Annotated in this window: 13 protein-coding genes; 6 read left to right on the top strand and 7 right to left on the bottom strand. The window is 49.7% G+C overall.

All coding sequences use genetic code 11. From position 1 onward, the window contains the following. Positions 1–72: 72 nt before the first annotated feature. From ACJHXB_RS08340 to ACJHXB_RS08310, 7 genes are all read right to left on the bottom strand, one after another. Complete coding sequence (locus ACJHXB_RS08340) at positions 73–810, bottom strand: fimbrial chaperone (RefSeq protein ID WP_001111483.1); 738 nt, start codon at positions 808–810, stop codon at positions 73–75. Further along, the gene (locus tag ACJHXB_RS08335; RefSeq protein WP_000919477.1) at positions 776–1,291 is read right to left on the bottom strand and encodes a fimbrial protein; all 516 of its coding nucleotides are present in this window, start codon (positions 1,289–1,291) and stop codon (positions 776–778) included. The genes ACJHXB_RS08340 and ACJHXB_RS08335 overlap by 35 nt, the downstream gene beginning before the upstream one ends. A 7-nt stretch (positions 1,292–1,298) precedes the next feature. After that, positions 1,299–1,841, bottom strand: coding sequence for a fimbrial protein (locus ACJHXB_RS08330; protein ID WP_000730623.1), 543 nt, complete (start codon positions 1,839–1,841; stop codon positions 1,299–1,301). Positions 1,842–1,852: 11 nt separating this feature from the next. Beyond that, a complete protein-coding gene (locus ACJHXB_RS08325; RefSeq protein ID WP_001165676.1) occupies positions 1,853–2,923 on the bottom strand; it encodes a fimbrial protein in 1,071 nt (356 codons plus the stop codon). After that, complete coding sequence (locus ACJHXB_RS08320) at positions 2,914–5,514, bottom strand: fimbrial biogenesis usher protein (RefSeq protein ID WP_000286296.1); 2,601 nt, start codon at positions 5,512–5,514, stop codon at positions 2,914–2,916. The genes ACJHXB_RS08325 and ACJHXB_RS08320 overlap by 10 nt, the downstream gene beginning before the upstream one ends. 24 nt (positions 5,515–5,538) lie before the next feature. Continuing rightward, positions 5,539–6,240, bottom strand: a complete 702-nt coding sequence (locus tag ACJHXB_RS08315) for a molecular chaperone (protein ID WP_001469509.1) — start codon at positions 6,238–6,240, stop codon at positions 5,539–5,541. Between the two features lie 82 nt (positions 6,241–6,322). Beyond that, positions 6,323–6,865 (bottom strand): fimbrial protein, encoded by a 543-nt coding sequence (locus tag ACJHXB_RS08310; RefSeq protein ID WP_000750287.1) that lies wholly within the window; start codon positions 6,863–6,865, stop codon positions 6,323–6,325. A 355-nt stretch (positions 6,866–7,220) separates the two neighbouring features. Between ACJHXB_RS08310 and ssuE the strand changes: the two genes are divergently transcribed. From ssuE to ACJHXB_RS08280, 6 genes are all read left to right on the top strand, one after another. After that, the gene (gene ssuE, locus ACJHXB_RS08305; protein WP_001263938.1) at positions 7,221–7,796 is read left to right on the top strand and encodes an NADPH-dependent FMN reductase; all 576 of its coding nucleotides are present in this window, start codon (positions 7,221–7,223) and stop codon (positions 7,794–7,796) included. Continuing rightward, on the top strand, positions 7,789–8,718 hold the full coding sequence (gene ssuA, locus ACJHXB_RS08300) for an aliphatic sulfonate ABC transporter substrate-binding protein SsuA (RefSeq protein ID WP_001226255.1): 930 nt from the start codon (positions 7,789–7,791) through the stop codon (positions 8,716–8,718). Before ssuE ends, ssuA begins: the two co-directional genes overlap by 8 nt. A 26-nt stretch (positions 8,719–8,744) precedes the next feature. Then, positions 8,745–9,890, top strand: coding sequence for an FMNH2-dependent alkanesulfonate monooxygenase (gene ssuD / locus ACJHXB_RS08295; protein ID WP_000055995.1), 1,146 nt, complete (start codon positions 8,745–8,747; stop codon positions 9,888–9,890). A gap of 10 nt (positions 9,891–9,900) precedes the next feature. Beyond that, a complete protein-coding gene (gene ssuC / locus ACJHXB_RS08290; RefSeq protein ID WP_000235203.1) occupies positions 9,901–10,692 on the top strand; it encodes an aliphatic sulfonate ABC transporter permease SsuC in 792 nt (263 codons plus the stop codon). After that, positions 10,689–11,456 carry an aliphatic sulfonates ABC transporter ATP-binding protein gene (gene ssuB / locus ACJHXB_RS08285; RefSeq protein ID WP_001090520.1) on the top strand — a complete coding sequence of 256 codons (768 nt, stop codon included), beginning with the start codon at positions 10,689–10,691 and terminating at the stop codon, positions 11,454–11,456. The genes ssuC and ssuB overlap by 4 nt, the downstream gene beginning before the upstream one ends. Before the next feature lie 268 nt (positions 11,457–11,724). Further along, positions 11,725–12,093: helix-turn-helix domain-containing protein (locus ACJHXB_RS08280; RefSeq protein ID WP_137489996.1), on the top strand; the 369-nt coding region annotated here is incomplete at its 3' end.

Here is a 12,093-nt window from a genome sequence, read left to right as displayed (position 1 = left end):
ATTATGTGCGAGTTCGGACCAAAAGGGAATTGACCTGTGGCAAAAAAAGCGCAAACGTTTTCCGAGCCTGTTTCAGAGCAGATTTTGCTCCTTCTTTGCACTCAACCCGCCGTAATCATTTATCGTCCGCCAGGAGACATGACACGGTGCTATTGCCTGACACCAGCTTGTCTGACGCTGGCTTTTAGGTGGCACAACTCCCGCATTACTTAACGCTTTACCATTTACGCTCACCTGAATCAGGTTAATGTAGTAAGGCGTTGGGTTAGTGAGTTGTACACCCTGCGAATTCCGTCTCCAGCGTAATTGTTGATAAGCTTCCAGCGGGTCGCCCGGCAAACCTTCGGGTCGCCAGAACAGTTTAAATACCGAGCGCATCGCCACTTTTACGCTCTGATTTTCAACTTTGCCGGATGGCACGCTGGCAATGCTTAACTCAAATAGCGTTTCGCGATCCACAGGCAAGATGTCGCTTTCCGTTCTCAGCAAGCGCAACGTGCCTGTAGTACCGGGCTTCAGGAGAACAAGTGGTGGAGCGACCAGTAGTGGTGCTGACCCTGTCGATGCTTCGCCCCCGGCCCAACGCGTTGGGCGATTGATTTTACTGTTAATAAGCCAGGATTCCTGACTGGTATTAGTCAGTGAAATAGATATCGATTCTCTGTCTGCCGGGAAGATAAATCGCGTTCCGCCAACCACCACTCCTGCCTGCAATTTCCCCGCCACCAGCAGCGATAAAACGGCAAAAATCGCGAGCGTCAATCTGTTCCACGTATTAGTCATAATGAAGTACAAATGTCGCGCTGGCATTCACTTTACCCGACTGCACATCGCTATTAACAGGTCGCAATTGCGCATAAAAAGTTAATGGCACCTTACCGCTATGTAGGCTGTAGTCTTTACTTGCCTGGTTAAGCGGAATCAATATTTTCGCATCATCCAGAATCGCAATTGCCAGCCCGCTGGCTGCATCCGTACCACTTTCAATGGACAGCATTTCGCTCTGCATTCCGTCGGGTGTTCCTGAAAAAGTAACGTCAACCGTGCTGACATCTGTTCCGCAATCCAGCAAATTAATGATGAAAGATTTCTCCGGCCCATAGTTCCCATGAGAAAAACGTGTCAGCGAGACATCGCCTAACTGCACATTGATTTGCTTGCTATCCTGTGCCAGCACGCATGTATTACGGCGAAACGATCCGCTGATGTTGACCGTGCCATCATGGGCAAATAGCTCACAACTCCCCGTTAAACCCAGTAAGCACAGAATCCAGATTATCCGTTTCAACATCACTCCTTCACTGGTAAACCAGATCAAAATAGAGAACCGCCGTCGCATTACCGCCCGTTGCTCCCGCCTTTGTGGACTTATAACGAAGTTGATATTTGAGTGTGTTATCCCCGGCTTTTAAGGGCGTAAGAGGCTGGACCTGATTGAGCGGGATTTCTTGCTGACTTTGCGCATCAAGAATTTGCACGGCAATCCCCGTTGCCATACCACCGCTTCCGCCTGTGTCAGTTAGTTTGAGCAGTGTCGGCGCAAGGGTGTCAGCCTCGCCGCTAAAAAGGACGTCCGCGCCAGTAATACCAGCGGCACAACCGGTGATATCGATATTCAAATCAGCAGCAGTGCTTACGGTATTCGCGGCCTGAAAATCACTGATATTAAAATCACCAATATGAATATTTTGTAATGCACTTTTGGTGGCGACATCACAGCCCTGATCGACCACATTCCCATAAATATGCATACTAACTTGTTCAGGCCCAGCCATCCCGACATGGGTGTTAAGAAAGCTAAAGAACAAGATAACGTACTGAAATATTGTTTTTTTCTTCATACGTTCACGCGTTAATCAAAATTTATTCTCACCGTTGCCGTGGCTTCAAATCGCCCGGTTTCTGGTGGTACGCCTGTCGTGCTGACCGGATAGACATTCATTCGCGCGATACTGTCTGCATCATCAGGAATAGAGAGCGGTAGAATTCCACCCGCCGGGGAAATTATGTTGTTCTGGCTGTCAGTCACCACAATGCCCACGCCAGGACGTGAAGTCTTAATCGCCTGGGGATAGCTGGGGTCTGAGGTTGCCGTCAGACTCAGGTTGACGTTAACTAACCCAGCGTTTCCAGTGTTACACCTGACTGGGACTGCAAGTTCTGCCGTTCTGGCCCCAAGAGGCTTATGCCCTACAACACGAAAGTTAGCCGCAAATACGTCGCCCAGATCGACCTCGATTGTTTCTCCGGCATTGACGGAACATGAGCCAAGTGAATTGATAGTACCAGACAGGTAATACACTAAAACCGGTGTACCTGTAGTCGTGCAGGAATCACCTGCGGGTATGTTGTAGCATTCAAATAATCGCGCCAGCGCCATAGGAGGAATGACGACCGAACCAACGAACGGCTGCAATATTTTCAGGGAAAAGCTACCGCTATTACCGCTAGCCCCCTGGCCGCCTAAACGTTGACCGCCGGGGTCACAAATATGCCACCGGGTATCTGCCCCTGTGCCCACGTTTTCAAAAGGAACCGCAGTAGGAGAACTGCCTTTAACCTGCAATAAAACTTTGGCGGCAAGATAGTCATTAATTTTGTACCAGTTGTCGCCTAAATAGACTAACGGTGAATCCGCGGCGAATGCCCATCGGCCACTTCTGACATTGTCTTTATCGCAATCACAGGAAACATAATAATCATTCGATTCGTTCCACTGATAAAATTTGTCTTTAACTACCCCTGCAGTATTTTCTTCTTCCTCCAGGGTTTTAACGCCAAAATTGACGCCAATATAGGGATTCCCCTGAGTGGTATGACACTGCCCGCTATAAGCAGCGGTTTGAGCGCACCATAGCATTAAGACGGCGGCAAAAAATAGTCGTAGTAATGACACGCATTTTTCTCCAAAGATTATCTGCATATGGCATCCATTCGCGTAATCGCAGCGTTAATTTGTTGTTCGGTAAGCTGGTAACTGATATGACAAATTTGATCGGGTGCTTCGCCCCAGCGCACGGTTATTGTTCCCTTCGCCGGTAAACCCACCATATAGAGCGAGCCATCATCATCAATTATGCCGCTATTAGTCTGTACGCCGTCCAGCGTCGCTATCGCGCCAAAACGCAGCGGTATACCCTGCGTTGATGTTTTCATTAATACCCTTCCCCCCGCATGGGCATTAAACTCCGCCAGAACCAACGCCCCTTTGGTGGGAACTACATTTACTACTGCATTTTCAAGATCCACGTTACGTTTTAACGATGCAGCATCAAGTACGATTCGATTTTCACGATAAGAAGTGGCATAGGGAACAACGGTATATCCGCGCCAGTCAGTTTTCAGCCCGGTGCTATTCGCCACACGAGTATTTTCCGCGCCTGGTGCTGCAATCAGAACGTTGGTTTCCCCCAGAGATTGCCCCAGGGTAATGCCCCGTGAATGAGCAACTAAACTGCCTGAAAGGGCGTAGTTAAGTTGTTGTTGGCTACCGTTATCGCTGTAGTTGTAGCCCACTCGGGCATCCGCAAACGCCCCTTTGTAGTCCATGCTGGCGCTACCATTCGCCGTTTCCCCCTCGCTGTTATATCCCTGTTGCACGCTGTAGCTCAGGTTACCGTCATCGAGCAGTGTCTCCGTTAAACCAAGATTTTGTGTAGTGTGCCCTTCGTTATCGATACTGGTATTAGAGGTCATCCATGCGTAATTTTTTTTCCTGGTATAGCTATCATTACTTCTGGGGAGCAACAGATTGAGCGGCAGGGAAAAATTAAGTGCAAATACTTGATCAGCATCAGGTTGACCACGGGACTTACTGTAGTTCCAGGAAACGCCCAGTGAGAGATCTTTAATTTGCGTGTTGTAGCCAAACTGTAATAGCCGATCCTGTTGATCGGTATGCCAGTATGTTTGCTGGCTACCACTTAAATAAAACGAACCGTAATCGCCTAATTGCTGGGAGATATTGACCTGCAGTTTGCCACGTTTGGTGTAAAACAAATTGTAATAACGCGACCACATCGGCGTATCTTCATCATCACCGTCATTAAATTCGTAGCCATCCATGTGTTTATACATGGTGTCGGAAAGGGTGTAGAAGCCCGACGTCGAATAGCGATAGCCCATCAATTGAAAGTTAGTGCCCAAATGGTTGAGCGTTTTGGCATACAGAAAACGATATGACTGCCCTTTATGTTCACTTTGGTCTGCCAGTGTACTTTTCGCCTGGGTCGCGTCGAACGAAATCGCTCCGAAATCGCCGAGGTTAAAACCCAGCCCCAACATAGCAGCACGGTAATATTCAGCATATTGTCCACCGCCATACCAGGTCGTTCCCCACGGTCCGCCCCATTGCAGCGTGGCCTGAGCAAATTTACTTTCTTGCTGATCATTACTATTGGTTCTGTATTTCGCCAGCGTCACCGCGTATTTGATTCGCCCCTGACGCTGGAGTAATGGCACACTGGAAAAGGGCACGCTGTAACTATTGATGCTGCCGTCAGCTTCTTTTATTTCAACCAGCAAATCACCGCTCGACGACGTGGAGTAGAGATCACTAATCTCAAAAGCGCCTGGCGAGACATAAGTTTGGTAAATGGTGTAGCCGTTTTGCTTAATCGTTATCTGGGCATTGCTTTTGGCGATACCACGCACCACAGGCGCAAACCCTTTCAGGCTGTCTGGCAGCATGTTGTCATCTGACGCCAGCTGTACGCCACGAAAGCTGACACTATCGAAAAAATCGCCTGCAGTATAATCATCACCTACGGTCAGTTCGCCTTTCAGAGGAATAACCGCCCGTTGCAAATAGCTGCTGAGATTCTTCCATTCTGCGGTTTGGCCACTACTACGACTCCATGTTGAATTGTTGCGCAATCTCCATGGGCCTAAATTAACGCCACTGTTTAAATTCAGAAAATAACTGTCGCCAGAATCACTGTCTGCGCTGCTATGAATACTGTTAGCCCCGCTAAATGAATATCCCAGTAATAGCGCGTTGATCCCTTCATCCCAACGTTCAGGGGGGACATAACCACGAGCATTACTTTTGATGGCAATTTGCGGTACTGAAATTTCCAGACGGAGTTTATTCACATTAAAAGTTACGCTGGCATCCGGAATAATCTCCGCCAATGGCGCACACGCTTGTTTGTCCAGTTGTTTAAAAGCCGGAAATGCATCAGTATTCACGCCCATTGCATCCAGGCTTTCAGTCGTCAAACAGGCGGCAATCCCCTTCTCTGGCGTTATCTCAACAAAATTGACGTTGCGCGTATCTACAATTGTCTGATTCAGAACAATATCGACACGATAAACCCCTGGCGTTATTTTTTGTCCTTTTTCGAAACGAGACAAATCGGCCACCATTGAGGGATCATCTTTGAAAAAGGCTGGATCGAACCAGGTTTCAGCTTGTGCATTGAACGCTGCCGACACAAACACCACCAGCCCACCAATAAACGATGGCACTCCACCAGAGCTTAACAGGCTGTGTTGTCGGTGAGTTCTATACATCTCGCTCTCTTAACTGAAGACGGCTTACGATTTGCAGTTGAGTTGCGGCGTTTCCGCCCCGTAGTCATTGATGGTTCGGTACGTTACGCTGTTATTTTTGGCACCCTTTGGCAGAGAGAATTGGTATTTATCAAAGGGGGAAATCATTTGATTTTTAACTACCTTTCCACCTATTTTCAGGTCTGTCAGGGTAATGAAATAAGGTGTTGGGTTACTGACCGTAACCATGTCAGCTGACGAAGTGCAACGCAGTTTCGCCGGAGCCTCGGCTAAGGGATACGCTAAACCTTTTGGTCGCCAGAAAAGTTTGATGACGCTTTGTGTGGCAATCTTCAGGGTATTGCCTTCTTCCCGCTTCGTTGTTGAAGGGACTGCCCGTACGCTGGTGAAGAAAAGAGTTTCTCTGTCTTTCGCCAACGGCGCGCCAATGTACATAATGCGTAGCAGGTTCTCGTTTGCCGGATTTAGCACAAATAGCGGTGGTGTAATAATAAAGTCCGCTGACTTTTTATTATCTGGTGTCATCACCCATGACTGAATCAGATAAGGAACATCCGGACTGGTGTTACGTACACCCAGTGAAATTTGCTCTTCACCTTCCGAATAAACAAGACGTGTTGCTGCAAGTCCGACCCCACCTTTACCTGCCGCCCATGTGAACGAACAGCTGAGTAATATTGCCGTTAAACTTACGGTCACAATTCCCTTTGTTATGCAAGTTTTCATAAATAGTCACTCTTAAAAAATATGGATATCCCCTCCAGAACACTGGAGGGGGACTAATTAATAAAACAATTAATGTGTTCTATTAATAATAGTTAATATGAAAATCCGTTACCGCATTAACATTACCTGAAGTCGCTTTACCCGTAGCGATATAATCAACTTTAAAAGTCACTGTTTGCTCAGCGGAATTCGCTAACTGAATATTCGACGTTTCAATACCGGGAGTTACCGATGTAGAACCATCTGGCAGATACATTTGTAGAGCAACATTCGTCGCTGCATCGGTGGAAGCCTGGTTGGCAAATGCTGTAGGTTGCACTCCGTCAGCCGTACCACTGAAGGTAAAAGTCGCATTTTTAGTTACAGTAACATCACAGCCTTCTAAGGCAATTGGTACATCAGTTTTAACGCCAGAGACTGCACCATTAGTTTGCAACTTGGTGGCGCTGACATTTGGCAATGTGACTACTGAATCTTTGGTCGCAGCTACCAGCGAACAAGCTGGAGCAATGACTTTACCATTAAATGTTACTGAGCCATCCGTGATAGCATTATCATCAGCTGCCATAACACTGGACGTTGCACATACCACAGTTATAAACGCCGTCAATACACTTTTTTTCATCGTTATCATCCTGATCTTTTCGTAAATATGATAATGCCTTTAAATGACATTGGACTTAATAATAACAACAATTGTCCGCCATTTAAATCAAGCATCTTTAATCCAATAAGTGACAAATCTTTAATTTATAGATTTCATGAATATTTTCTTATTGCCTGAATGAGTAATTCATTGATTCAACATCTAATGACTATCCAATAAATAAATATGCGTGATATATAAAGCCCTTTCTTTAGTTTATTTTCAGAAAAAGATACACAAAATTTATATTTGGCATTTTCTTGTCTCTCCGACAGACTGACCGAATTGTTATCAATGTTAACAAAAAAAGAACAATTGGTTATAAGGAGAGAGTATGCGTGTCATCACCCTGGCGGGTAGTCCTCGCTTTCCTTCTCGCTCCAGCTCCTTGCTGGAATATGCGCGGGAAAAACTGAATGGCCTGGATGTAGAGGTTTATCACTGGAATCTGCAAAACTTTGCCCCGGAAGATCTGCTTTATGCTCGTTTCGATAGTCCGGCACTCAATACCTTCACCGAACAGTTGCAACAGGCTGACGGGCTGATTGTCGCCACGCCTGTGTATAAAGCCGCCTATTCCGGTGCGCTAAAAACCCTGCTCGACCTGCTGCCAGAACGTGCGTTGCAAGGCAAAGTGGTGCTACCGCTGGCGACGGGCGGTACGGTGGCCCATCTGCTGGCGGTCGATTATGCCCTTAAGCCAGTTTTAAGTGCGCTGAAAGCCCAGGAGATCCTGCACGGCGTGTTTGCCGATGACTCACAGGTGATTGATTACCACCACAAGCCGCAGTTCACGCCGAATTTACAAACCCGTCTTGATACCGCGCTAGAAACTTTCTGGCAGGCATTGCACCGTCGGGATGTTCAGGTTCCTGACCTTCTGTCTCTGCGAGGTAATGCCCATGCGTAAGATCATTAAACTGGCGCTGGCGGGATTGCTTAGCGTCTCTACTTTTGCGGTTGCTGCAGAATCCTCGCCTGAAGCGTTACGTATAGGCTATCAGAAAGGCAGTATTGGTATGGTGCTGGCAAAAAGCCACCAGTTACTGGAAAAACGCTATCCGCAAACAAAAATCTCGTGGGTGGAGTTTCCCGCGGGACCGCAAATGTTGGAGGCGTTAAACGTTGGCAGTATTGATCTCGGCAGTACCGGAGATATTCCGCCAATCTTTGCCCAGGCTGCCGGTGCTGATTTGGTATATGTGGGCGTCGAGCCGCCGAAGCCCAAAGCCGAAGTGATTCTGGTGGCAGAAAATAGCCCGATCAAAACCGTAGCCGATCTTAAAGGTCACAAAGTTGCCTTTCAGAAAGGTTCCAGCTCTCACAATCTTTTACTACGCGCACTACGCCAGGCCGGGCTTAAATTCACGGATATTCAGCCCACTTACCTGACGCCTGCCGATGCCCGCGCCGCGTTCCAGCAAGGTAACGTCGACGCATGGGCTATCTGGGATCCCTACTACTCCGCTGCATTATTACAGGGCGGCGTGCGGGTGTTGAAAGACGGCACCGATCTCAATCAAACCGGATCGTTTTATCTGGCAGCTCGCCCCTATGCAGAAAAAAACGGCGCTTTTATTCAGGGCGTACTGGCAACCTTTAGTGAGGCCGATGCGTTAACCCGCAGCCAGCGCGAGCAAAGCATCGCCTTATTGGCAAAAACGATGGGCTTACCGGCCCCAGTGATTGCCTCGTATCTGGATCATCGCCCTCCCACCACCATCAAACCGGTTAACGCCGAAGTTGCCGCCTTACAGCAGCAAACGGCAGATCTGTTTTATGAAAACCGTCTGGTGCCGAAAAAAGTCGATATTCGCCAGCGTATCTGGTAGCTCACTCAACTGGAAGGAAAACAATTATGAGTCTGAATATGTTCTGGTTTTTACCGACCCACGGTGACGGGCATTATCTGGGAACGGAAGAAGGTTCACGCCCGGTTGATCACGGTTATCTGCAACAAATTGCGCAAGCGGCGGATCGCCTGGGCTATACCGGTGTGCTGATCCCAACGGGGCGCTCCTGCGAAGATGCGTGGCTGGTTGCCGCGTCGATGATCCCGGTGACGCAACGGCTGAAGTTTCTTGTCGCCCTGCGTCCCAGCGTAACCTCACCTACCGTTGCCGCCCGCCAGGCCGCCACGCTTGACCGTCTCTCGAATGGTCGTGCGTTGTTTAATCTGGTCACAGGCAGCGATCCACAAGAGCTGGCAGGCGACGGCGTGTTCCTTGATCATAGCGAGCGCTACGAAGCCTCGGCGGAATTTACCCAAGTCTGGCGGCGCTTATTGCTGGGGGAAACCGTCAATTTCAACGGTAAACATATTCATGTGCGCGGAGCCAAACTGCTCTTCCCGCCGATTCAACAGCCGTATCCTCCGCTTTACTTTGGCGGATCGTCAGATGTCGCCCAGGAGCTGGCGGCAGAACAAGTTGATCTCTACCTCACCTGGGGCGAACCGCCGGAACTGGTTAAAGAGAAAATCGAACAAGTGCGGGCGAAAGCTGCCGCGCATGGACGCAAAATTCGTTTCGGTATTCGTCTGCATGTGATTGTTCGTGAAACCAACGACGAAGCGTGGCAGGCCGCCGAGCGGTTAATCTCGCATCTTGATGATGAGACTATCGCCAAAGCACAAGCCGCATTCGCCCGGACGGATTCCGTAGGACAACAGCGAATGGCGGCGCTACATAACGGCAAGCGCGACAATCTGGAGATCAGCCCCAATTTATGGGCGGGTGTTGGCTTAGTGCGCGGCGGTGCCGGGACGGCACTGGTGGGCGATGGTCCGACGGTCGCTGCGCGAATCAACGAATACGCTGCACTTGGCATCGACAGTTTTGTGCTTTCGGGCTACCCGCATCTGGAAGAAGCGTATCGGGTTGGCGAATTGCTGTTCCCGCATCTGGATGTCGCCATCCCGGAAATTCCGAAGCCGCAGCCGCTGAATCCGCAAGGCGAAGCGGTGGCAAATGATTTTATCCCCCGTAAAGCCGCGCAAAGCTAAGGAATAAATAATGGCAACGCCAGTGAAGAAGTGGTTATTGCGCGTTGCCCCCTGGTTTTTACCGGTGGGCATCGTGGCGGTGTGGCAACTGGCCTCCTCAGTTGGCTGGCTGTCGACGCGTATTTTGCCCTCTCCGGAAGGAGTGGTGACGGCGTTCTGGACGCTCTCCGCCAGCGGCGAATTGTGGCAGCATCTGGCGATCAGCTCCTGGCGGGCGTTGATTGGCTTTTCAATTGGCGGATCGCTGGGGTTGATTTTGGGACTGATTAGCGGGCTATCTCGCTGGGGAGAACGGCTGCTGGATACCTCCATTCAGATGTTGCGTAACGTGCCGCATCTGGCGCTGATCCCGCTGGTGATTTTGTGGTTTGGCATTGATGAATCCGCAAAAATCTTTCTGGTGGCGCTCGGCACGCTATTCCCCATTTATATCAACACCTGGCACGGCATCCGTAATATCGATCGCGGTCTGGTGGAAATGGCGCGTAGCTATGGATTATCCGGCATCCCGCTGTTTATCCATGTGATCCTGCCTGGTGCCCTGCCCTCCATTATGGTCGGCGTGCGTTTTGCGTTGGGCCTGATGTGGCTGACGCTGATTGTTGCCGAAACCATTTCTGCCAATTCCGGCATTGGTTATCTGGCGATGAATGCGCGGGAGTTTCTGCAAACGGACGTGGTGGTTGTCGCCATTATTCTTTACGCCCTGCTCGGCAAACTTGCTGACGTCAGCGCGCAGCTGTTAGAGCGCCTCTGGTTGCGCTGGAACCCGGCTTATCATTTGAAGGAGGCCACGGTATGAATACTGCTCGTCTGAACCAGGGCACACCATTGTTGCTCAATGCAGTAAGCAAACATTACGCGGAAAATATCGTCCTGAACCAACTGGATTTACATATTCCTGCAGGTCAGTTTGTGGCGGTGGTGGGCCGTAGCGGTGGTGGCAAAAGTACCTTGCTGCGCCTGCTGGCAGGTCTGGAAACGCCAACCGCAGGCGATGTGTTAGCGGGCACCACACCGCTGGCTGAAATTCAGGAAGACACGCGAATGATGTTTCAGGATGCGCGTCTGCTACCGTGGAAATCGGTGATTGATAACGTTGGGTTAGGCCTTCAAGGTCAGTGGCGCGATGCCGCGCGTCGGGCGCTGGCTGCGGTAGGACTGGAGAATCGCGCGGGGGAATGGCCTGCCGCACTTTCTGGCGGGCAGAAACAGCGTGTGGCGCTGGCAAGAGCGTTGATTCATCGACCGGGTTTATTATTGCTTGATGAACCGCTCGGGGCGCTGGACGCCCTGACTCGGCTCGAGATGCAGGATTTGATTGTGTCACTTTGGCAGGAGCACGGCTTTACCGTACTGTTGGTGACGCATGATGTGAGCGAAGCGGTAGCAATGGCTGACCGGGTGTTATTAATTGAAGAGGGAAAAATTGGTCTGGATTTGACAGTGGATATCCCCCGTCCGCGTCGATTAGGGTCGGTGCGATTAGCGGAGCTGGAATCGGAAGTGTTGCAAAGGGTGATGCAGCGTGGGCACTCTGAACAACCGATTCGGCGTCATGGGTAATATGCCGGATGTGGCGCACAAAACCAGCATTTCCAACGGACTTGTGGGCCTGATAAGACGCGTCAAGCGTCGCATCAGGCAGTTGGACCCGGTTGCCGGATGCGCGTAAACGCCTTATCAGGAAGTTGGGCACGGCTGCCGGATGCGGCGTGAACGCCTTATCCAGCCTACAAAACCAGCATTTTCAACGGACTTGTAGGCCTGATAAGACGCGTCATGAACTGCACCCCAAATGTTGGACATAATCTGACATCTGAAGGTGCAGTTTATGAAACATTCATTTGAAGTAAAACTTGCCGCTGTAAATCATTATCTGGCCGGTCATGCAGGCATCATTTCTACGGCAAAACTCTTTCAACTTTCTCACACCAGCCTCTCACACTGGATTAATCTTTTTCTTCTTCACGGTCCTCGGGCACTGGATTGCAGACACAAGCGTAGCTATTCTCCTGAAGATAAACTTTGCGTGGTTCTTTATGCTCTCGGGCATTCTGAGTCTCTACCCCGGGTAGCTGCCCGGTTTAACATTCCCAGCCACAACACGGTTAAAAACTGGATAAAAGGCTACCGCAAATCTGGTAATGAGGCCTTTATCAGGCGCAGGAAGGAGAAAAGCATGACCCGTTCTGATGATACC

Origin of the sequence: Escherichia sp. WS3227_2, from assembly GCF_046486495.1 — a bacterium.
Classification (GTDB): Bacteria; Pseudomonadota; Gammaproteobacteria; order Enterobacterales; family Enterobacteriaceae; genus Escherichia; species Escherichia coli.
The sequence above is the reverse complement of the archived record's forward strand: the minus strand, read 5'-3'. Positions and strand labels throughout refer to the sequence as shown.